Source organism: Salinicola rhizosphaerae (assembly GCF_014652715.1).
In the GTDB taxonomy this organism is placed as follows: Bacteria; Pseudomonadota; Gammaproteobacteria; order Pseudomonadales; family Halomonadaceae; genus Salinicola; species Salinicola rhizosphaerae.
In genome coordinates, this window is the sequence record NZ_BMZI01000005.1 from 210309 (window position 1) to 231161 (window position 20853).

Annotated in this window: 19 protein-coding genes and 1 tRNA gene; 15 read left to right on the forward strand and 5 right to left on the reverse strand. The window is 61.9% G+C overall.

The window, feature by feature from the left end; translation table 11 throughout:
• Positions 1–30: 30 nt before the first annotated feature.
• Positions 31–309, reverse strand: a complete 279-nt coding sequence (locus IE125_RS12410) for a hypothetical protein (protein WP_189444999.1) — start codon at positions 307–309, stop codon at positions 31–33.
• Positions 310–594: 285 nt separating this feature from the next.
• On the opposite strand from IE125_RS12410, the gene IE125_RS12415 reads away from it, so the two are divergent.
• From IE125_RS12415 to IE125_RS12425, 3 genes are read left to right on the forward strand one after another with little or no spacing between them, the layout of a single operon-like run.
• Positions 595–789 carry a Com family DNA-binding transcriptional regulator gene (locus tag IE125_RS12415; RefSeq protein WP_189445000.1) on the forward strand — a complete coding sequence of 65 codons (195 nt, stop codon included), beginning with the start codon at positions 595–597 and terminating at the stop codon, positions 787–789.
• Positions 761–1528 (forward strand): DNA adenine methylase, encoded by a 768-nt coding sequence (locus IE125_RS12420; protein ID WP_268249104.1) that lies wholly within the window; start codon positions 761–763, stop codon positions 1526–1528. The genes IE125_RS12415 and IE125_RS12420 overlap by 29 nt, the downstream gene beginning before the upstream one ends.
• Positions 1529–1539: 11 nt before the next feature.
• A complete protein-coding gene (locus IE125_RS12425; protein WP_189445002.1) occupies positions 1540–2103 on the forward strand; it encodes a hypothetical protein in 564 nt (187 codons plus the stop codon).
• Between the two features lie 5 nt (positions 2104–2108).
• Here the strand turns inward: IE125_RS12425 and IE125_RS12430 are convergent, their stop codons facing one another.
• A complete protein-coding gene (locus tag IE125_RS12430; protein WP_189445184.1) occupies positions 2109–2516 on the reverse strand; it encodes a hypothetical protein in 408 nt (135 codons plus the stop codon).
• Between IE125_RS12430 and IE125_RS19445 the strand changes: the two genes are divergently transcribed.
• Positions 2452–2850, forward strand: coding sequence for a tyrosine-type recombinase/integrase (locus IE125_RS19445; protein ID WP_189445003.1), 399 nt, complete (start codon positions 2452–2454; stop codon positions 2848–2850). The two genes, IE125_RS12430 and IE125_RS19445, sit on opposite strands and share 65 nt — an antisense overlap.
• A gap of 39 nt (positions 2851–2889) precedes the next feature.
• Here IE125_RS19445 and IE125_RS12440 read toward each other — a convergent pair.
• A tRNA-Ile gene (locus IE125_RS12440) sits at positions 2890–2966 on the reverse strand.
• An 83-nt stretch (positions 2967–3049) separates the two neighbouring features.
• Between IE125_RS12440 and IE125_RS12445 the strand changes: the two genes are divergently transcribed.
• The 5 genes from IE125_RS12445 to IE125_RS12465 all read left to right on the forward strand — a co-directional run bounded on the left by IE125_RS12445 (position 3050) and on the right by IE125_RS12465 (position 8787).
• Entirely contained in the window at positions 3050–3655 is a 606-nt protein-coding gene (locus IE125_RS12445; RefSeq protein WP_229809083.1) for a hypothetical protein, read from the forward strand.
• Positions 3656–3662: 7 nt separating this feature from the next.
• On the forward strand, positions 3663–4403 hold the full coding sequence (locus IE125_RS12450) for a 4'-phosphopantetheinyl transferase family protein (protein WP_189445004.1): 741 nt from the start codon (positions 3663–3665) through the stop codon (positions 4401–4403).
• A 65-nt stretch (positions 4404–4468) separates the two neighbouring features.
• Positions 4469–5371 (forward strand): lipid A hydroxylase LpxO, encoded by a 903-nt coding sequence (gene lpxO, locus IE125_RS12455; protein WP_229809084.1) that lies wholly within the window; start codon positions 4469–4471, stop codon positions 5369–5371.
• Positions 5372–5545: 174 nt separating this feature from the next.
• The gene (locus tag IE125_RS12460; protein ID WP_189445005.1) at positions 5546–6571 is read left to right on the forward strand and encodes a helix-turn-helix transcriptional regulator; all 1026 of its coding nucleotides are present in this window, start codon (positions 5546–5548) and stop codon (positions 6569–6571) included.
• A gap of 89 nt (positions 6572–6660) precedes the next feature.
• Positions 6661–8787, forward strand: a complete 2127-nt coding sequence (locus IE125_RS12465; protein ID WP_189445006.1) for a TonB-dependent siderophore receptor — start codon at positions 6661–6663, stop codon at positions 8785–8787.
• 57 nt (positions 8788–8844) lie between these two features.
• Here IE125_RS12465 and IE125_RS12470 read toward each other — a convergent pair whose 3' ends face one another.
• Both IE125_RS12470 and IE125_RS12475 read right to left on the reverse strand, forming a co-directional pair.
• Positions 8845–9285 carry a GNAT family N-acetyltransferase gene (locus IE125_RS12470; RefSeq protein WP_229809085.1) on the reverse strand — a complete coding sequence of 147 codons (441 nt, stop codon included), beginning with the start codon at positions 9283–9285 and terminating at the stop codon, positions 8845–8847.
• Entirely contained in the window at positions 9272–10537 is a 1266-nt protein-coding gene (locus tag IE125_RS12475; RefSeq protein WP_189445007.1) for a hypothetical protein, read from the reverse strand. The genes IE125_RS12470 and IE125_RS12475 overlap by 14 nt, the downstream gene beginning before the upstream one ends.
• Positions 10538–10687: 150 nt before the next feature.
• Between IE125_RS12475 and IE125_RS12480 the strand changes: the two genes are divergently transcribed.
• The 6 genes from IE125_RS12480 (at position 10688) to IE125_RS19375 (ending at position 20840) form a co-directional block, all read left to right on the forward strand.
• Positions 10688–11455 carry an ABC transporter ATP-binding protein gene (locus tag IE125_RS12480; protein ID WP_189445008.1) on the forward strand — a complete coding sequence of 256 codons (768 nt, stop codon included), beginning with the start codon at positions 10688–10690 and terminating at the stop codon, positions 11453–11455.
• A gap of 214 nt (positions 11456–11669) precedes the next feature.
• Positions 11670–13436 (forward strand): MFS transporter, encoded by a 1767-nt coding sequence (locus IE125_RS12485; protein ID WP_189445009.1) that lies wholly within the window; start codon positions 11670–11672, stop codon positions 13434–13436.
• Positions 13437–13466: 30 nt separating this feature from the next.
• Positions 13467–15518, forward strand: a complete 2052-nt coding sequence (locus tag IE125_RS12490; protein WP_189445010.1) for a RecQ family ATP-dependent DNA helicase — start codon at positions 13467–13469, stop codon at positions 15516–15518.
• Between the two features lie 55 nt (positions 15519–15573).
• Positions 15574–16875 (forward strand): putative DNA modification/repair radical SAM protein, encoded by a 1302-nt coding sequence (locus IE125_RS12495; protein WP_229809086.1) that lies wholly within the window; start codon positions 15574–15576, stop codon positions 16873–16875.
• A gap of 81 nt (positions 16876–16956) precedes the next feature.
• Positions 16957–17898 carry a TIGR03915 family putative DNA repair protein gene (locus tag IE125_RS12500; protein WP_229809087.1) on the forward strand — a complete coding sequence of 314 codons (942 nt, stop codon included), beginning with the start codon at positions 16957–16959 and terminating at the stop codon, positions 17896–17898.
• A gap of 290 nt (positions 17899–18188) precedes the next feature.
• Positions 18189–20840, forward strand: coding sequence for a cellulose binding domain-containing protein (locus IE125_RS19375; RefSeq protein ID WP_189445011.1), 2652 nt, complete (start codon positions 18189–18191; stop codon positions 20838–20840).
• Positions 20841–20853: the final 13 nt, after the last annotated feature.

A 20853-nucleotide genomic window follows, 5' to 3' on the forward strand; every position in this document is an offset into this window, starting at 1 on the left:
GGCAAGCCTGTCCTAGCAAACAGTCTTAGATCAGAGGTCTTCGGGCGTGTAACCCATCAGAGCGTCGTTTGCCTCGAGGTCGGAGTGAACAACCCTAAGGACTTCGCCATCTTGCCGGAAATCACCAATATTAAGGTATCCCTCGTCGTCAGGCCCGGCAACAACGGAGACGTCCGTTTCATGCTCGATGAAGAGGATGTCATTGCTCGACTCGCCTCCATCCTCGAACGCCAGATCGGAACCTTGGATGATGATCTCTTCCCCATCCGCGGATTCGAGTGTCACGCTACCGCTAAAACCAGGTTTCATAGCTGTACCTCCCCTAGGTTGAAGGGACAATAGTCAGAGCTGAGCCTCTGAGCCGTTAAACAAACTGGGGGCAAAACATCTCAATCCAAGACGGGGTAGAAGAATAACTTGAGCCAAGGCTATCAAAATGGAAGTTTCGTAGAGAGGAGCGATCGCCGGAGGTGCGGACACACCACCGGCGACCCCAACAGCAGATCCAGCCTGCGTGTCGGCCAGGGCTCCCCGCATCGCGCGATGCAGGCGGGAGTCTAGGCGAAACGTTAGATCGACAGAAGGCCTGGATGAATGAAAGCGATCCGCTGTAGCGGTTGTAGCAAGCTGCTGGCACGCGCCAGCCGATTCGACACCATCGAGATCAAGTGCCCGCGCTGCGGGCGACTCCATACCCAGAGAGCCACGAGCTCCATGCCAAACAGGATGCAAAATCGTGGCTCAACCGATAATCCCGTGGATGGGCGGCAAACGCCGGCTAGCCGATAGAATTTTCCCGCTTATGCCCGCGCACGAGTGCTACGTCGAACCCTTCGCCGGCGGCGCGGCGCTTTTCTTCCTACGCGCACAGCCCGCGCAAGTCGAGGTGCTGAACGACATCAACGGCGATCTGGTGAACCTCTACCGGGTCGTCCAGAACCATCTGGAAGAGTTCGTCAGGCAGTTCAAGTGGGCGCTAAGCTCGCGCCAGGTATTCGAGTGGTTGAAGCTGACCCGCGTCGAGACGCTGACGGACATCCAACGCGCCGCTCGCTTCTACTACCTGCAGCAGAACGCCTTCGGCGCTCGCATCGAGGGTCAGACGTTTGGCACTGCCACAACCACGCCGCCAGGACTCAACTTGCTAAGATTGGAGGAATCGCTGTCAGCCGCACATTTGCGGCTGGCCAGCACCTACATCGAGCACCTGAGCTGGCAAGACTGCATCGCCCGCTACGACCGCCCCCACACGCTGTTCTATTTCGACCCGCCGTACTGGCAGACCGAGGGCTATGGCGTTCCCTTTGGCATCGAAGAATACGAGCAGATGGCCGATATCATCGGTAGGCTGAAAGGCAAAGCCATCATCAGCCTCAACGACCACCCCGACATCCGCGGCGTGTTCGCCGGGTATCACATCGAGAGCACCGATATCCGCTACACCGTCGGCGGCGGCAAGGGTCAGGAAGCCCGCGAGGTGCTGATCTTTAGCTGGGATGTGGAGGCCGAGCCGGCGGGGTTGTTTTGACAGGAGTAAACATGGAACCACAACTAGCAGCCGACATCTTAACCAGCCTCGGCGAACTCAAACACTCGGTTGAAAGCCTCAATACCAGCTGGATGACCTTGGTAGCTTCCGCGATCGTGGGTGGATTAGGTCTCGCAGGCGCCTTGGGCGCGCCTGCCTATACAGAATGGCGACGTCGACGCAACGAATCGGAAACACTGAGAGCGGCCCTCGCCGCAGATATCAGAGCCTCGATAGGAGTCATACAGAATAGACAATATCTGGAGGCTCTACAGAAAGGCCCTTCAGAGGGGGAGCCAGGTCTGGAAGTTGCCATACCTGAAGATGCTTTCTCAATGTTCAAGTCCAATGCGGGGCTGGTGGGCCTTCTATCACCGGATGACGCAAACGACATCGTAACGTTCTATTTTTTGTTAGAGAGCGTGGTTCAGGACGTTAAGCCAGGAGGCGTACTCAGCAAAGCGCTAAGGGCGCCTTCAGTCACTCAGCAAACTAAAGACACTTTCCAACGCGATGCTCTGTTGCTCGAGCAGGCTCTGGCCATCGGAGAACGATTTCTTGCTAGGAAGCCATAAGCAGCCTAAGAAATGGCCCCTTTCAGAAGAGCGCCAATCGCCGCTTTGAGTGCTTCAGATCCAGCAATGCCGCCCACGCTTCTCATAGCTGTTTTTAGACGTTCCAACCCCTTAGGTTTGTTGAGCTCTTGCAGTAACTCACTACCGATAGGAGTCAGTACCAGAGGTATGGGAATGAGCATCATACGCGGGGGCTTACCCTGATACCCCCATCCGTTCTTACCAGGGCCATCGCGCCCCTTGATCAGACCGGCTTCCCATATCTCATCCATGTGATATTTGAGCTTCAGAAATTCTTCATCACTGAAATTCTCCCCAAGGGCGGCGTAGACTAAGTAGTTACTCTCGATGCCTGTGTACTTGGCAGCACCGATCCGTTGGAGCAGCTGTTTGAGGTATTCAATTTCTAACATCACACGGCCTCGATTCGGCGAAGAACTCCAAACCAAAGTAACCACCGGCGTGCCTGATGCCAAGTACAGCGCGAAAGCCTGCTCTCCGACCATCTGGCGGAGTGCCAAATACGGTGTAAACCAATGCCAAACATGGCGCGTCTCTACAGATTTGCGGCACTGCTACGCCTCATTGCTGGCCAGCAAGGGGGAGGCATTGACGAGCATCCGGGATCTACTGGGGCATTCGTCGCTGACGGTGACGAGCCGCTATGCGCATGCCGATCCGGCAAGGTGGGAAAGCGTGGTGGCCAAGTTGCCGCGGATCAGCAACCAAACCGCAACCACACATTGATGGAAAGTGACTCTTGGTCACGTAACCACCTGATTTTATTGGTGGGCCCAGTAGGACTTGAACCTACGACCAAGGGATTATGAGTCCCCTGCTCTAACCAACTGAGCTATAGGCCCGGAAACGCGGGAGCCGTATGATAACGAAAGCCGTTGGCGCAGGCTAGCCGCGGCTTCGTGTGAAGATGCCCAGGGAGGAGCTGATGTCGAATATGTTGATGCGAAAGCGTGCGGCAATTGCCATGATCGGCGGCTTGGCGGTTTGGTGTGGTGTTGCCCAGGCGGCGTGGCAGCTCGACCCCGCCCGGTCACAGGTGACCGCCACGGTCACGGAGATCACCAGCGGCGGCGAGTCCGTCACCCATCAGCATTCGCTGCGGCGCATGGAGGGGCAGATCGCTTCGGACGGCACGCTGACACTGCCGATCCGGCTCAATCAGACCGACCTCCTCGATCGGCTGGGGAACCTGACGCCCTGGATGTCATCGCTGACCAGCACGACACTGGTGACCGTCACGACACAGCTTCCGCCGGAACGGATCAATTCGCTGGCCGTCGGTCAGTCGACGGTAGAAACACTGACGCTGCAGACGACGTCCAACGGCGAACGACATCAGGAGCGGTTGCCGGTTCGCTTTACTCGCGAAGCAACCGATCTCGTTCGGGCACGCAACGCCCAGCCGGTCTCGCTGGATGGCAAGGAACTGATGCAGAATCAGAGCGTGCGCTCGATCCTTTCGCTGCTGGGCTACCAGCAGATCGGCGATGAGATCCCGGTCGAGCTGAATGCCGTTCTTGTCGACCGCTGAGGCGATGATGCCCGACAACCTGTCCCTGGCTTCCCCTCCGGGCTGCCGTGTCGTTGCCGAAGAGTGGCCGTGGCCAGAGCCGTGGCCGGCCGCGAACTTTGCCGCACTGCGATACGATACCGACACGCTTTGCCGTGCCGATCTCGCCGACTGGCACACCGCGCTGCCGCGTCGGCTCACCACCGCAGCCGACAAGCGCCGCGCCGAGTTTCTGGCGGGCCGGCTGAGCGCTCGCCGGGCGATCCAGGCATTGACGGGCGTTCCCGCCACGCCGGGTATCGATGAAGAAAGATTGCCTCTTTGGCCCGAGACCCTCGTCGGCTCCATCACGCACAGCCACGGGTTGGCTGCGGCCACCGTCGCACGGCGCTCGCATGCCCTCGGCATCGGTCTGGACGCCGAGCGGCAGCTCACCCCGGAGCGAGCCCAGCGCCTGGCGCCGCAGATCCTTGTCGATGCCGAGCGTGAATGGATGGAGAGCCTGGCCGACAGTGAGCGAGGCAAGTTCGTCACGCTCGTCTTCTCGCTGAAGGAGAGTCTGTTCAAGGCGCTCTACCCGCTCGTGCGTCGACGCTTCCATTTTCCCGACGCCTGCCTGACCGATTGGACACCGGCCAGTGGCCATGTCGCGATATCGCTGACCACGACGCTGGCGCCAGAGTGGCCGGCCGGGGCTCGGCTGGATGGGCAAGTCACAGAAATTGACGACTACCTCTTGACCTTTATCGCCATCCCCCCAAGATCGTGAGCATTCAAACGGTCTTGTCATGAACTGGCGAGTCCCCCGCCCGACCTCAGGAACTTCCGTCCGCCATGATCAAATGGATTCTCATACTGCTGTTCATCGCCAGCGTGCTCTACACGCATTTTCGTGGTCGCGTGCGTCACAGGCCGCTGCGACAGCTCTCCGACCACTCCACGTTCATGGCGCCTATCAACGCCCTGATGACGTTGTTCGGCCGCGACAAGGATCAGCCCTACCATGACCTCTCGAACTACCCCGAGCTCGAGAAGCTGACGGGCAGCTGGCAGCAGATCCGGGACGAGGCGATGGCGATGGCGATGCAGGACCATATCAAGGCCTCATCGCGCTACGACGACGCGGGCTTCAACTCCTTCTTTCGCCGCGGCTGGAAGCGGTTCTATCTGAAGTGGTATGGCGAAAGCCACCCTTCGGCCATGCAGCTCTGCCCCAACACGACTCAACTGCTGGCCGGTATCCCCAACGTCAAGGCGGCGATGTTCGCCGAGCTGCCGGCCGGCAGCCATCTCACGTTACACCGAGATCCCTATGCGGGCTCGCTGCGCTATCACCTGGGCCTGATCACTCCCAACGACGACCGCTGCTATATCGATGTCGATGGCGAGAAATACAGCTGGCGGGACGGTGAAGCCGTCATGTTCGATGAAACCTACTTGCACCGTGCGGAGAACGGCAGTGAGCAGAACCGGTTGATCCTGTTCTGCGATATCGAGCGGCCGATGAAGTTCGCCTGGGCGCGCAAGCTGAATCACTTCTTCGGACGCACGCTGATGGCCGCCGCAACGTCGCCAAACGATGAAAACGACCGTACCGGCGGGCTCAACCGCGCCTTCAAGTATCTTTACGCCGTGCGCAAGAAAGGCAAGGCGCTGAAAAAACGCAACAAGACGCTCTATTACGCGATTAAATGGGCCATCTTTGCCGTGGTGATCATCGGGATCATCGCCTGGTAGGTGTTTGCCGCCCTTCTGGCTCGACACTCACTCAAAGCAGCGCCGCAACGCGCTGCTTTTTTTGTGCCATCAACGCGCTTGGCATGCCGGAGAGAAGGCCGACCGGGTGACTGGCAATCGCCAGCAAATGAGACATATTATCGACTCCTCATCTTCATCTCGCCGGGAATCGATATGTCGCCCGACAATGTCGCTAACGCAGCAGCACGCCGCCAGGCCCTGAGGGTCGATGACTTCGTGCACTTCGAGCGTCGATACGCGCTGCGACATCACTTTCCCGATCTCGAGCCTGCTAATCGCACCTCGCGCACCGCGAATCCGCTGGCTATCGAGGGCTGCATCCGAGAGCGCCAACCCATGCCGGGCTGTCAGTGGGTCGGTTCGGACCTCGACATTCATCAGACCTGTGAAACGCATGCGCTGGCCAACGGTCCGGCCCACCTATCGATCATCGTCGTGCTGGAGGGTGAAGCGGAACTGCGGCTGGCAGACGAATACTGGCGCGTCGGTGCCGGCCAGAGCGCACTCATTGCCTACGATGGACGACAGCCGCTGAGCGCGCGCCACCGGAGCCAGCAGCGCATACGCGCTATCAATCTCACGGTCACCGCGGAAACCCTGGCGTCCGATACGCGGTTGAGCCCGCTCCATCGTTTACTGTCTCAGGGAAGCCAGTGCCGCTCTCTCGCCCTGGGCTCAGGTCTGATGCGCTCGCTGGATGCGTGGGTCGCTACCGAAGAGCCTGGTCGAGACGAATCGCTACTGGAGGAAGGGCTGACGCTCCAGGTGCTGTCGCGCGCCCTCTCGCACGCCCCCGCTACCGAGCCTTTGCCGGCCCTGACACCGAGGGATCGCGAATGGATCGAACGGGTACGCCATTATCTTCAGGCCCATCCGGACGCAGACCATACATTGACCGACCTGGCCAAACTGGCCTGCATGAGTCCGAGTGCCCTGCGCAGTAAATATCGTCGCCACTACGGACGCTCGGTTTTCGACCACCTTCGTGAGTACCGACTCTTGCTTGCCATGCGCCTGCTGCGAGAAGGGCTAAAAGTCCAGGACGTGGCGTTTCGCGTCGGCTACCGGCACGCCACCAATTTCGCGACCGCATTCCGCCAGCTGCATGGCATCGCGCCCAGCGACGTCTATCAGGTTCCGGAGTTCCATCGCGCCCGGCATCTGCGTCATCCGCCATAGCTTTCTCGACACTCGGCATAGGCTCCCACGCCTCTAATCGTGAATAATTCTCGATATCATCGAGAGTCTATTCGCATCAGGAGCCAGTTATGCCGCTCAGGCGCTACCCGTCTTCCCTGCCACTCTATCTACTGGGGCTCACCCTGCTACCGCTCACGGCCGCTGCCCAGTCCACCAGCACGGGCGATTCCAGCAACAGCCGTGATCTGGGCACCGTCACCGTGACCGGTCAGTCGGCCGCGACGAAGACCGAGACACCGTTTCTGGAAACGCCGCAGTCGGTGTCTCGAGTCGACCGCGATGAAATGGATGAGCGCGGCGTGCGTACGCTGCGCGAGGCGGCGCAATACACGCCAGGGGTTTACACCAACCAGGTCGGCGCCTCCAACCGGTACGACTACCTTGTCATGCGCGGTTTCTCGGACGGCAGCCTGAGCAACACCTATCTGGACGGGCTGAAGGTGATGGGCGATACCAACGGCTACAGTTCGATGGTCATCGACCCCTGGTTCATCGACAACATGGAGATCGTCAAGGGACCCGCCTCGGTGCTCTACGGACGCTCTTCCCCCGGTGGCCTGGTCGCGCTGACCAGCAAGAAGCCGCTGTTCCAGCCCTACCACAAGCTGCAAGTCAGCGTCGGCAACAATAGCCAGCGCACCGGTGCATTCGATGTGTCCGGACCGCTGGACGACGAACGACGCGTGGCCTATCGCCTGGTCGGCATCGGAAGCGCGGCAGACACCCAGTTCGACCCTGTCGAGGAAGAGCGCTATGCGATCATGCCGTCGATCACCTGGGATGCGACGGATGACACCTCGATTACCGTCATGGCTTATCTGCAGAAGGACCCGGAAGGCGGCTATCACTCCGGCGTTCCCTACGAGGGCTCAGTGACGAGCCACAATGGCCACAGGATCAGCAATACCTTTTTCGATGGTGAAGAGGACCACGACAAGTTCGAACGTTACCAGCGCATGTTCGGCTATGACCTGGAGCATAGATTCAGTCCCGACGTCACCGCGCGCCAGAAGCTGCGCTATCTCAACGCCGACGTTGAACTGGACCAGGTCTACGATTACGGCTGGGTCTCGGACGACGCCAATGAATTGAATCGCTACTATTCCGGCGGGCGTGAATCGCTTCAGGCATGGACGCTGGACAACCAGGTCGAAGCGAACCTCAAGAGCGGCTTCATCGATCACACCGTCCTGGTCGGAATCGACTATCAGAAGCGCCGGAACGACGTGGTTTACACCTACGGCACCTTCCCGACGATCAACCCGTTCGAGCCCAGCTACGGTGCAGACCCGGTCGGGGACATCATCGTGACCAACGATGAACGCCATGAGCTCTCCCAGACCGGCATTTACCTGCAGGACCAGATGGCGATCGACCGCTGGCGACTGACATTGGGCGGACGCTACGACTGGGTCGACATCAAGAACACCGATCACCTGAACGACACCGAAAGCCAGCTGAACGACACCCAGCTCAGCGGCCGCGCCGGCGTGCTCTACCTTTTCGACAACGGCATCGCGCCTTACCTCAGTTACAACACCGCGTTCACCCCCACCAGCTTCGTCGATGAGGAGGGCGACCTGCTCGAGCCAATGAAGGGCGAACAGTGGGAAACCGGGCTCAAGTTCCAACCCCCGGGCACGCGGGATCGCTACAGCCTCTCGCTGTTCCGCATCAATCAAGAGAACGTCGCCACGAAGGAGCAGCCGGAAGACCCCTACCGCTCGATCGGCGAGATCCGCTCCCAGGGCGTCGAGCTGGAAGCGCGAACCTGGCTGACCGACAGTTTCAGACTGCAGGCCGGCTACAGCTACACCGACATTCGCTACACCAAGAGCGACGACCCGACCGAGGATGGCAACTACGCCATCTACGCGCCGCGCCATCAGGCCAGTGTCTGGGGCAACTACACCTTCGCCCGCGGACCGCTGGATGGATTGGATGCCGGCCTGGGCGTGCGCTACTACGCAGACATCTACGCCGACCGGGCCAACACCGAGAAAGTCCCGGACTATACCCTGGTCGATGCCACGGTCGGCTACGATCTCGGCAAGATCGGCCTGCAGGGCGTCGACGCCCGACTCAATGTCGGCAATCTGCTCGACAAGGAGTACGTGGCCTCCTGCAACTCGCTCGAGTACTGCTACTTCGGCGCTGAACGAAACGTGACGGCAACCGTTTCGTACCAGTTCTGAAGCTTCCGTCTGGCTTCACCGTCGCCACGCCTCGCACGCTCTTGCTCACGCTCACGCTCACGCGGGGTGGGGATACCACGCCATGCCGATGGCCTTGGGGGCCGTCGGCCGGAACCCGAACTGCGCATACAGCCGATGCGCCTCGCCGTCGGCCAGCAGGCTGACGAAAGCGTTTTCCGGTGCCTCACGACGAATGTAGTCGGCGATCTCGTGCATGATTCGCTTGCCCAGCCCCCGCCCCTGATGCTCGGGATGCACGGCGATGTCGACGACCTGGTAGAAGCAGCCGCCGTCTCCGACCACACGCCCCATGCCCACGGTCTCGTCGCCATGAACGACCTGCACCGCGAAGAGACTATTGGGCAAGGCGCGCGCGGCGCCGGCATCACCGCGCGGGTTCATGCCGGCCGCCTGGCGAAGCGCCATGTAGGTGGCGACGGTCGGGGGCTCGAGGCGTATGGCGTAATCGCCCATCGAGGGCGGTTCAAACTCGGTCATGAGTGGCAATCCTGTCCGAACGAGAGTCCATCACCTTGCCATCGGGGGCCATGCGCTGTCTCGCGCTGCCGTCCGTTCCCGCGGTGACGCCGTCGCGTGCGCCAACCCAGCGCGGCACGCGCGAGGTCGCACGCAGAAGTGGCACCAGCAGCCACAGCAGCGGGGCCAGTATCCAGCGATAGACGAATCGAGCCACGAGCAGTAGCGGGATCAGTACCAGCGTCCAGATCAGGAACTGGCCCAGCCAGACCGGCCAGCCAAGCCAGCTGGCGAAATTGGCGCCCAGCGCGCTGACCAGGCTGGGATGGCGCACCACGACATAGGCGGTACCGGCTACGGCGGCCACTTTCGCCGTTCGGGAGAGATTGATGAAGCGGCCACCGCCAGCGATCGTTTCTCCCGCCGCCAGACGCGCGCCCTGCCCTTCCACGGCGGCGCCGGCACCCACGGCACGACCGGCCCGCAGCATTTTGACGGCGCTGGTCATCACCAGCAGATCGACGCCGGCCCAACCGACATCGGCAACGCCGATCGGCTCCCCCTGACGCCATTGACGCTCGAGATCGCGAATACCGCTGGTAAAGAAGTCGCCGATATCGCTGACCAGTCGCTCGCTCTGCAGCCACGCCACGCGGCCATCATCGCCAAGCACGAACTGATCGAGAAACCCGTGACCTTCCCTCGCGAGGATCGCGATGGCGATCTGGCCGCGGCGCTCGGGCGTCAGCGCCGGCCGCGTCTCGGCGTCGTCCGACGCCGCATCCCTGCCCCCCCCACCACCACCCATCGTCGCCTCGCTATCCGCGTCTGAGGCCCACCACTGCTGGAAATGCTCGCTGGCCGCGCGATATTGCGTTCCCAGCCAGTGCCGCGCGCGCAGCGTCGCCAGATCATGATCGCGATAGTAGGCGACGGGGAGAATCGCATCCGCGCCGTAACGCGCAAGCACCTGCTGAAAAGCCGGGTCGAGTCCGTATTCATCGAGCGTTTCACGGGCCAGGTCACCGTAGCGCTCGATGGCGATTCGCGCGCTCATCCACAGCGTCGGATCGTCCGCGTCAGCCGCCGCGTAGCGCAGAAACAGGGCATTCGTCGACACCGACTCGTGCGCCAGCGATCCAGCGATCGAAGGCAACGCCTGGGCTGTCTCGAGGCGAATCAGTCGCTGGCCGAAAGGCTCGCTCGAGGCCACCGCGCTCAGAAGCGCGGCAACGACCAACGCGACGATCAGAAACCGTAGACCTGTTGCCATCTCGAACTCCTTCACGTCCAACGTCTCAGCGGCGTTTGCCGCCCATGGGCGAATCGTAATCGCTGCCGACAAGCTTTGATAACCGTTCGTATTTGAATTAGGATTGCGTTCTCACTTGGTGCCCACCTTTCGCTGCGAGGTTCCCCTGCCATGTTCGAAGTCCAGTCGGCGAGCTTCGAGATTGCAGGCAAGACGCTGCTCTCCCCCATCGACTTCACCTTCGGCGAAGGGCGAATCTACGGCCTGATCGGACACAACGGTTCGGGCAAATCGACACTGCTGAAGCTGCTCGCGCAGCAGCAGCCGGTCAGCCAGGGGCGCATCACGCTTGACGGACGCCCGCTGGCGCGTTGGAAGCCGCGCGAATTCGCCCGTCATGTCGCGTACCTTCCCCAGCACCTGCCCAGCGCCGAGAACCTCACCTGCCGCGAGTTGATCGGCTTCGGGCGCTACCCCTGGCACGGGCTGCTGGGCCGGCTGACGCCACACGACCAGCAGCAGATCGATCGCGCCATCGCACTGACCCACACCGAAGCCTTCGCCGACCGCCTGGTCGACACGCTCTCCGGCGGCGAACGTCAGCGTGTCTGGCTCGCCATGCTGCTCGCTCAGGGTAGCCGCTATCTGCTGCTTGACGAGCCACTTGCCGCGCTGGATATCGCCCATCAGGTCGAAGTGCTGGCGCTGGTTCGCAAGCTCTGCCGAGAGCTTGGCCTTGGCGTGATCATCGTGCTGCACGACGTCAACATGGCCGCCCGCTACTGCGATCACCTGGTCGCCCTCCACAGCGGCCGAATGCTTGCCGAGGGCGAACCGGCGACCATGATGAACGCGGTCAACCTCGAAGCGATCTACGGTATCCCCATGCAGGTGATGAACCAGCCCGGCAGCGAGTGCCCCATCGCCGTGCTGCAGTGAGTGCCTGACCCGCAACGCTCTCACCTACGGCTGAATCACTCTCGGCAGTCGCGTCATCGGCATCGGTGCGCAGGCCAAGCAAGGTGTCGCAAAATCGCATGCGCGATGCCGTTGGGCAATAGCGCTGGACGATGCCGCTCATTCCAAGGATGCTGATAACACGACGCCGCGCCCAGCGGCGTCATTCGTTCAGCCTCTTGTTCACGAGCCCGCCATGCTGCAACCCGTCTCCCGTCAGAGCGACCTGACGCTGGAATCCGAACAGGCGCCGCCGCGCCCGGCGGATGTCAGCACCTTCGCCCCACTGGCCGTACCGGCCTTCCGCATGATCTGGATCGCCAACCTGTTCGCCAATCTCGGCGTCTGGGCACAGTCGGTGGCGGCAGCCTGGGTGGTCACATCGAATGACGGCGGCGCGGTTCTGGTCGCGATGATTCAGGTCGCGGCAGCCCTGCCGCTGGTATTGATGTCGATCGTTACCGGCGTGATCGCCGACAACTACGACCGGCGCAAGGTGATGCTGTTTGGCTTGGCGATCGAGGTCCTGGGCGGCGCCTTCATTACCGCGATCGCGTTCCTCGGACTACTCTCGCCCACCCTGCTTATCGCCTCCATCCTCTGCGTTTCCATCGGCGGCGCCATCACCACACCCGCGTGGCAGGCAGCCGTCAACGAGCAGGTACCGCGCAACCTGGTCTCGAGCGCCGTGCTGCTCAACAGCGTCAACTACAACGCCGCGCGCGCCATTGGTCCGGCCATTGGCGGGCTGCTGCTGGCGGCCGTCGGGCCGGCGTGGATTTTTCTGCTCAACGTGATCTGCTTCTGCGGGCTGATCGGGGCGCTGTGGCGCTGGAAGCGCGCCGTTCTGCCGAAATCGCTGCCGCCGGAGCGACTCTGGGAAGGCGTCAAGGCGGCGATGCATTTCGTGCAGTACTCGAGCGTGACGCGACTCGTCATGCTGCGGTCGTTCATCTTCGGTATTTCCGCGAGCGCGATCTGGGCGCTGCTGCCGCTTCTGGCCCACCAGCACCCCAGCGGCAGCGCTTCGCTTTACGGCTACATGCTCGGCGGACTGGGGATCGGCGCCATCGCGGGGAGCACGCTGGTCGGCAAGGCGCGTCAACGGCTTGGCAGCAGTCGACTGATCAGCATCGCGGCGATGACGCTCGGCGTCGTCATGGTGATTCTCGGCGGCGTCGAGACGCTCTGGGTACTGTTTCCCGCGCTGATCGTCGGTGGCAGCTGCTGGATCGCCGCCGTCGCCTCGTACAACTCCTCGGTGCAGGTGCTGGTGCCGGACTGGGTCAAGGCGCGCGCGCTGGCGCTCTATCAGACCGCGCTCTACGCCGGATTGACGCTGGGATCGCTGCTCTGGGGTCAGCTCGCCGACGGCCTCGGCGTGGAGATGGCCCTGCTGCTCGCCGGCATGCTGCTGATCGTCTCGGCGACGCTGCTGATGCCCTCGAAGCTGCCGGATCTTGACGCCAGCGGTCTGGTCGAGGCGCCACTGGCTCACACCGAAAACCCGGACTTCGATTTCGATCCGGCGCGCGGATCGGTGATGGTGACCATCGAGTACCGCATCGCCCCGGAGCACCTGCGCGAGTTCGCGCGCGCCGTCCGCCCCCTGCGCAAACTCCGCCTCAGGAATGGCGCCAAGCGCTGGTCGCTCTATCGCGATATCGTCGATCGCGATCTGTGGCAGGAGGTCTTTCTCGTACCCAACTGGCTGCAGCACCTTCGCATGCTCGACCGACTGACGCTGGACGACCGCGCGATCATCGACCGCGTCGCGGCCCTTCATGGCGGGACGGAAGCGCCGCGCATTCGCCACGGCGTCAGCTATCGCTCATCGCGTCATGCCCAGGCGACACTGACCCCAACGCAGACCGAAACGCCGAACGATGCACGCTACGACACCGCCGACGAGCCGCTCGACACCTCATCGACCCGGCCCGCACAGCCGCATTCGACGACCTGATCACGCACCACCCCATGCGATGGAGACCCCATGAGCTCGCTCGATACCGCCCGCCATACGCTGCAAACCGTCTTCGGCTTCGACGACTTTCGCGGCGGGCAGGCCGACGTGGTCGAACGCGTCATCACCGGACGCTCGACGGCGGCGATCTTCGCGACCGGCGCCGGCAAGTCGCTCTGCTATCAGCTGCCGGCGCTGGCACTGCCGAATCTTACCCTGGTCGTATCGCCACTGCTGGCCCTGATGCAAGATCAGCTCGCATTCCTCGAGCGCCACGGGGTCGCCGCGGCCAGTCTCGATTCCACGCAGGATCGCGACACCAGCCGCGAGATCATGGACCAGGCGCGTCGCGGTGAGCTGAAAATCCTGATGGTCTCGGTCGAACGCCTGAAGAATGAGCGCTTTCGGCATTTTCTACAGCGCATCGACATTTCACTGCTGGTGATCGACGAAGCGCACTGCATCTCCGAATGGGGCCACAATTTTCGTCCCGACTACCTGAAGCTGCCCGACTATCAGCGCGAGTTCGGTATTCCCCAGGCACTGCTGTTGACGGCCACGGCAACGCCGGCGGTCATCGCCGACATGCGCGAGAAGTTCGCGATTGCCGAATCCGATGTCATCACGACCGGTTTTTATCGGCCCAATCTCGAACTGCTCGTCGAACCGGTCCCCGCCGCTGCCCGCACCGATAGACTCATCGACTGGCTCGGCCCGCAGCAGCAGCCTGGCCAGGAAGTGCCGACCATCGTTTACGTCACGCTGCAGCAGACGGCAGAGACCGTTGCCGGAGCACTAGCCGCACGCGGTTTCAATGTTCGCGCCTACCACGCCGGACTCGACAGCGACACGCGCGACGCCATTCAACAAGGCTTCATGCGGGGCGAGATCCCCTGCATCGTGGCGACCATCGCCTTCGGCATGGGCATCGACAAGGGGGATATTCGCAACGTCGTCCACTTCGACCTGCCCAAGTCGATCGAAAACTATAGTCAGGAGATTGGCCGCGCCGGCCGGGACGGCAAGCCATCCCGCTGCTTGACGCTGGCCGGGCGCGACGGTCTGCGCGTACTCGAGAACTTCGTCTACGGAGACACGCCGGAGCGCGAAGGCATTCGCCACGTGCTCACCGAAATCGTCGCCGCCGGTCAAACGCCGGAGCGCCAGTGGCCGGTACTGCTGAATACGCTATCGCGCGAGTCCAACGTCCGCTTGCTTCCGCTCAAGACACTCCTCGTCCGCCTCGAAATGCTGGGCGTGATCGCCCCTCGCTTCGCCTTCCTTGCCGAATATCGCCTGCGCTACCTCGAGCCGCCCGATGCCTTGATTGCCCGCTTCGACGGCGAACGTGCCGACTTCGTACGCCTGATCGTGGACAACGTACCGGTCGCCCGAACCTGGGGCACGGTCGATTTCGAGCGCCTCTATCAGGCCGGTGCCGCGGCCGAGATCGACGCCTCGCGCTCGCGGGTGATCACGGCGCTGGAGTATTTCCAGGAAAAAGGCTGGCTGGTACTCGAAGGCAAGCGCATGACCGACGTGTTTGAGGTGATCGCCCCCGAGATCGACATCGACGCTTTGAGCGAACAGCTCGTCGGTGAAGGCGAGGCTCGCGAAGCGGCGGAGATCGGCCGCCTGCACGCCATGGTCGATCTGTTCGAATCGACGACCTGCCTGACTTACCGGCTGGCTGCCTATTTCGGTGACGATATTGCCGACGAATCCGGCCGCGATTCGGTTCAGACTGCCCAAAGCCGCAGTCATGCCACCCGCGGATGCGGCCATTGCTCCGTCTGCCATGGGCTGGTCGCGAAGCTGCCGCCGGCACCGTCGCTGCCGCCGCTGACCGAAGAGGCGTTTCGGCGTGATGCAGGGCCGTTGATCGCGCGTCACCGCGAGCAGTTCGGCCATTCGCCGGGCGCGCGGCGCGTGGCCCACTTCCTCTGCGGCTTGCCCATGCCGCTATTCACGCCACTAAAGGCGCGACAGTTGAAAGCTTTCGGTCAATACGAGCACTACCCCTATCCGGATATTCGCGCCTGGGCGGAAGCCTCGATGACAGCCACGATCGAGCCATCCTGAAGCCATAAATTGATCTGGGTGGTTGTCGATTCACCCGCTCTCGAATACTGTATGCATGAACAGTTATCGAGAGGGCGTGCCCTCGTGGAGTTGGACCGTGGAGCTGATCGACAAGCTTTCCATCCTCGCCGATGCGGCCAAATACGATGCCTCCTGCGCCAGCAGCGGCGCGCCCAACCGCTCGTCTCGCGGCAAGCAGGGGCTGGGCTCTTCCAACGGCATGGGAATCTGTCACAGCTTCACGCCGGATGGCCGCTGCGTCTCTCTGCTGAAAGTCCTGCTGACCAATTTCTGCCTGTTCGACTGCCAGTACTGTATCAATCGCCGCTCCAGTAGCATCCCTCGCGCGCGCTTCACGCCCGAAGAAGTCGTGCGATTGACGCTGTCGTTCTACCGTCGTAACACGATCAGCGGGCTCTTCTTGAGCTCCGGCATCATTCGCTCCAGCGACTACACCATGGAGCAGCTGATCCGCGTGGCGAAGCTGCTGCGGGAGACCCACCAGTTTCGTGGCTACATCCACCTCAAGGCGATACCGGAGGCCGACCCGGCGCTGATCGAAGAAGCCGGGCGCTACGCCGACCGCCTGAGCGCCAACGTCGAGCTGCCGACGCTCAATAGTCTCAAGACGCTGGCCCCGGAAAAGCGCCTGGACACCATTCATTCGGCGATGAACCACATGCGTCAGCGTATCGATGCCGCCAACGATGAAGCATCGGCCGACAGCAAGAGTGCACCGCGCAGCGCCAACCCCAAGCGCATGGCGCCCCGCTATGCCCCGGGCGGCCAGAGCACCCAGATGATCGTCGGCGCCGACGCCACCGACGACCGCACCATTCTGCAGTCCGCTCAGCATCTCTACCGGAGTTTCCGGCTCAAGCGCGTCTATTACTCGGCGTTCAGTCCAATTCCCGAGAGCCCGAGCGGGCTACCCCCCGCGGCACCGCCGCTGCTGCGCGAGCATCGGCTGTATCAAGCCGATTTTCTGATTCGCGGCTACGGTTTCCAGGCCGAAGAGCTGCTCGGGCGGCCCGGCAATCTCGATCTGGAGATCGACCCTAAGCTCGCCTGGGCGCTGAATCATCGCGACGACTTCCCGGTCGATCTCAATCGCGCCGAGCCGGCGATGATCGCGCGCGTGCCGGGTATCGGCATGCGCAGCGTGCAGCGGCTGGTCGAACTGCGGCGTCATCGACGGATCCGCTATCAGGATCTGGTAGCGCTGCGCTGCCGCATGGATACCTTGCGCCCGTTCGTCATCACCCAGGATTACCGGCCCTCGGAGAGCCACTGGGAAAGTCAGCGAATCCGCCAGCGGCTGACGGCGCCGCAGCCAGCGCAAATGGCGCTGCTGTGACATCGACGGCCCCATTCGACGCTCACCGGGGCTGAAAATGAGACCGAAAATGGCAGCGCCGACGCGCCACGGAGGGAGAGAATGAGCGAGAGCAGCCAGCAAATGCATGTCGTTCACGCGGCTGATTTCACCACCTGGCGCGACCAGGCCAGGCAGCTTCTGCAGGCCCGCATCCCCCCAAGCCGAGTGACCTGGCAGGATGGCACGAATGCTCATGAGGATCTGTTCGCCGCCCCTGCGGCCGGCGGAAGACGCCTTGCCACCGGCCACCCCGGCGCAAGGCTGATCTTGACCCGCGACCAACTGCTGCTGCTCGAACGCGCCGCTCGCTATCGCCCAAGGCACGGCGAACAGGGTCGCTGGTCGTTGATCTACACCATCGTCTGGCGGCTTGCCCAAAGCGACCCGGCCGCGGCGCACCCTGCCGACGAGGACGGGCGCGTTCTGCATCAGCGCTGGCATGCGGTCAAGCGCGAAGCGCATCACATGCATGCGTTTCTACGCTTTCATCGCGCCGCACCCGCCTCGGGCGGGCCATCCAACGATTCGACGACCGAACGCTATCTGGCCTGGTTCGAGCCGGCCCACGATGTGCTCGATCTCGGCGCCGAGCATTTTGCCGACCGGCTCGGCGGCGCCCATTTTCGCATTGCCACACCCGATGGCGGCGTCGACTGGAACGGTCGCGCATTCGACTACCGTTTCCCCTGCCCCGCCGGCTGGCGTCGCGAAGCCCGAGAAGCCGCGGCGGCGGACGATGATCACGAGCTGTGGCGGACCTACTTCGCCAGCACCTTCAATCCGGCGCGACTCAATCACAAAGTGATGACACAGCATATGCCCCAACGCTTCTGGCGCCATCTCAGTGAAGGCGACTTGATCCCTGCGCTGGAAGCCAGAGCGCGGTTTGGCGGACAGGGTCTGGCCCAGGACGCAAGCGTGGGTCGACGCCAAGGAAAATCTTTAAACCCGAAAGTTCGTTATGACTCGCCCACGACGCCCAACCACAAAAAGAAACGGTGAACTAACCGCCTAAAGTAGTGAACAGCCGGATGAATCGAGGCGTTCTTACCGCATTCACTGTAGTGGATATGATTCATATTCCTGATGGTTGGATATCCGGAATCGCTTCGGCGAATTCCTACGGTCGCTGCTCTGCCGTGAGATAGCAGCGAACCAAGCAAGCGAGCGCTTCCCGATCGAAATATAGCGACTCGAGCCCAAAAGGCTCGGCCCAGCCCTCCGTAACGATGGATGTTACGGCCACGTCACCGCAGGACGCATCGACACGACACTCGTCACGAGATGCCTAAATGAGTTCTGCGTTCCTGATCGATTACCGCCTGACCAGCGAATGGAACGGCGGCTTTACGCTGGAATTCTATCTAACCAACCAAAGTGAATCGTCGCTGAACGGCTACCAGCTCGATTTCGGTTTGGATGCCAAGATAGACGCCCTCTGGGGCGCCGACAGCTATCTGACGACAGAAGCGGGTTATCGGATCGACAATGACATCCGACTCGCTCCCGGCGAAACGACACGCATCAAGATCAAAGCGCTCGGCGACGAAACCGTAGTGCCGATCTCTCCACGGCTGAACGGCGAAGAGATCGAGTTGACCGACGGCGCTCGTCAGTTGACCGAAGCACACACACACCCCGACCTGCTGGGCGACGACTACCCCTTCTCGGATAACGCCATCACGGTGGATAACGGCATCGATGCCGCCACACTCAACGCCCTGATTGCCGCCGCCCCGGAAGGTGCCACGATCCATCTCGCGGCCGGACGCTACGTGTTCGACGAGTCACTCGCCATCGAGCGGTCTGATATCACACTGGCTGGGGCGGGATCTGACACCACCACGCTGGTCTTCTCCCAACAGGCGCTCGCGAGCGATTCAACGAATGCCATCCGCGTCAGCGGGAAGGAAGAAGGCGTCGTTGCCACGCTCGCCATTCATGCCCAACAGGGCGACACGAGGATCGAATTGAGCGAGGGGCACGGTCTGGAAGTCGGCGACACAATACGTCTGTCGCAACCGAACGACGCCACTTTTCTCGACGCCATCGGCGATATCGAATGGCGGGAAACGGATTCGCCGCTGCGCACCAGCATGGCCCAGATCGTTGCGATCGACGGTAATCAAGTCGTGCTAGATCGCGGCATCCACTTCGACCTCGATGCTGGGGTCACGGAAGTCGAGCAGGTCGAACCACTGACAGACGTTCGACTCGAGGGGATGAGCGTGGCTTTTACGCTGGGCGAACCCGACGACAGCGATTTCAGCAATACCCTGCCAGCGCTCTCGCGCTACCATGCCGTGGAATTCAACGCCACGGTAGGCGCGACCATGAAAGACGTCGAGGTCGTCGACGGCCCCTCCGTCGCGTTCGAGTTCAGCCGTTCACTGGACCTCGACGTGGCAGACATCACCGCCACTGGCAGTTTCAACAAAGGTAGCGACGGCAATGGCTACGCCTATGAGCTGCGCGAAAGCTACGACGGCCATTTCAGTGGCCTCGTAGATAGCGGCATGCGGCACAGCGTGCTGTTCGCCTCTTGGCACTCCTCGGTCGGCAACGACCTTCGCGTGACCTCGACCGACCGCGACATCAACTTCCACGGCGGGCGCGATCACGGCAACACCGTATACGTTGGACAGTCGATTCGCGATGCCGACAACGACGCCATGTCGACGACGGTGTGGACCAACGCCGGCGAAGCTTTCGGCGCACCGACGGAAGAGAATGCCAATCTCGTCACGTTCGACTATGCCATCGGCTCGCGGCGTGACGATGTAATACATGCCAGCGATGACGGCGCCTATCTCGATGGCGCGCTGGGTAACGACACACTGCTCGGCGGCAATGGCGACGACATTCTCGGTGGCGGTGGCGGCTGGGGTGAAAATATTCTCGATGGCGGCGCGGGAGACGACACTGCCCTGTTCATCGGGGCGCTATCGGACTACGACATCGAGCGTCTCTCCGACGATAAATGGCACGTTGCGGGCAACGGGAGTGATGACACTCTCAGCGATATCGAGCGCGCGCTGTTCGCCGATGGACAGTTGATGGATTTGGCAACCGGTGCGATCAGCCAGGTTGAGGCGCCGGGAAACCTCTCTCCCGAGCATTACTGGGCCAGCAGGGAAAGTCTCGATACGTCGTCCGTCAGTTCGCTGCATGCGACTTTCGACGTGGTCAGCCGCTGGTCCAGCGGATATGTCATGGGTATCACCATCACCAACGAAGGCGACTCGGCGGTGACGACCGATCATATCGCGCTGACCATACCGAGCGATATTCATACGCTTTACGGTGCAAGCCTCGTCGCGCAGCAAGGCGACGAATACCACCTCGACATCGGCAGTCGAACTCTCGAGTCCGGCGACGCTATGCGCTTTTCGTTCAAGGCTTATGCCGATACCAGTGAAATCCCTCGTGAGATCTTCGTCGGTGACCAGGCGGCGACCATCGATGAAGGGTCGCTGCCGGACGGGAGCCGCCTTGCCGAGGCGCTCGTCGATGCCGACCGCGTCGTCATGGCCACCGGAAGCGGTAGCCTGGTCGGTGGTAGTGGCAACGACATCCTGACTGGAAGCCCCGAGGACGACATTTTGATGGGTAGTCTAGGTGCCGACAGGCTCGAGGGAGGCGGCGGCCAGGATCGATTCGTGTGGCAGGCAGCAATGGAGTCCACCCCGCTATCGATCGACGAAGTCCTGGATTTTTGTGACAACGACCTGATCGACTTGTCCTCTCTCGACGCCAATACTTCGCAAGAGGGTCAACAGGCCTTCCAGTGGCAGGGTGAGGACAGTTTTACCGGAGAAGCCGGTCAACTCCGCTTCGCCAATAATCAGCTTCAAGGTGACATCAATGGAGACGGGCTCTCCGACCTGGTAATTGGCTTCCAGACGCTGGATCAATTGGATCCCGGACAATTGATTTTGAGCTGACTGCGGTTGGACG

Excerpts from the sequence above, each read along its gene's own strand:
- IE125_RS12485 (WP_189445009.1), top strand. The coding sequence starts at position 11,670 with ATGCTGCAACCCGTCTCCCGTCAGAGCGACCTGACGCTGGAATCCGAA.
- IE125_RS12415 (WP_189445000.1), top strand. The coding sequence starts at position 595 with ATGAAAGCGATCCGCTGTAGCGGTTGTAGCAAGCTGCTGGCACGCGCC.
- IE125_RS12410 (WP_189444999.1), bottom strand. The coding sequence starts at position 309 with ATGAAACCTGGTTTTAGCGGTAGCGTGACACTCGAATCCGCGGATGGG.
- IE125_RS19375 (WP_189445011.1), top strand. The coding sequence starts at position 18,189 with ATGAGTTCTGCGTTCCTGATCGATTACCGCCTGACCAGCGAATGGAAC.
- IE125_RS12425 (WP_189445002.1), top strand. The coding sequence starts at position 1,540 with ATGGAACCACAACTAGCAGCCGACATCTTAACCAGCCTCGGCGAACTC.
- IE125_RS12495 (WP_229809086.1), top strand. The coding sequence starts at position 15,574 with ATGAACAGTTATCGAGAGGGCGTGCCCTCGTGGAGTTGGACCGTGGAG.
- IE125_RS19445 (WP_189445003.1), top strand. The coding sequence starts at position 2,452 with ATGCCTGTGTACTTGGCAGCACCGATCCGTTGGAGCAGCTGTTTGAGG.
- IE125_RS12420 (WP_268249104.1), top strand. The coding sequence starts at position 761 with ATGGGCGGCAAACGCCGGCTAGCCGATAGAATTTTCCCGCTTATGCCC.
- IE125_RS12475 (WP_189445007.1), bottom strand. The coding sequence starts at position 10,537 with ATGGCAACAGGTCTACGGTTTCTGATCGTCGCGTTGGTCGTTGCCGCG.
- IE125_RS12500 (WP_229809087.1), top strand. The coding sequence starts at position 16,957 with ATGAGCGAGAGCAGCCAGCAAATGCATGTCGTTCACGCGGCTGATTTC.
- IE125_RS12445 (WP_229809083.1), top strand. The coding sequence starts at position 3,050 with ATGTCGAATATGTTGATGCGAAAGCGTGCGGCAATTGCCATGATCGGC.
- IE125_RS12430 (WP_189445184.1), bottom strand. The coding sequence starts at position 2,516 with ATGTTAGAAATTGAATACCTCAAACAGCTGCTCCAACGGATCGGTGCT.
- IE125_RS12470 (WP_229809085.1), bottom strand. The coding sequence starts at position 9,285 with ATGACCGAGTTTGAACCGCCCTCGATGGGCGATTACGCCATACGCCTC.
- IE125_RS12490 (WP_189445010.1), top strand. The coding sequence starts at position 13,467 with ATGAGCTCGCTCGATACCGCCCGCCATACGCTGCAAACCGTCTTCGGC.
- IE125_RS12450 (WP_189445004.1), top strand. The coding sequence starts at position 3,663 with ATGCCCGACAACCTGTCCCTGGCTTCCCCTCCGGGCTGCCGTGTCGTT.
- IE125_RS12460 (WP_189445005.1), top strand. The coding sequence starts at position 5,546 with ATGTCGCCCGACAATGTCGCTAACGCAGCAGCACGCCGCCAGGCCCTG.
- IE125_RS12465 (WP_189445006.1), top strand. The coding sequence starts at position 6,661 with ATGCCGCTCAGGCGCTACCCGTCTTCCCTGCCACTCTATCTACTGGGG.
- lpxO (WP_229809084.1), top strand. The coding sequence starts at position 4,469 with ATGATCAAATGGATTCTCATACTGCTGTTCATCGCCAGCGTGCTCTAC.
- IE125_RS12480 (WP_189445008.1), top strand. The coding sequence starts at position 10,688 with ATGTTCGAAGTCCAGTCGGCGAGCTTCGAGATTGCAGGCAAGACGCTG.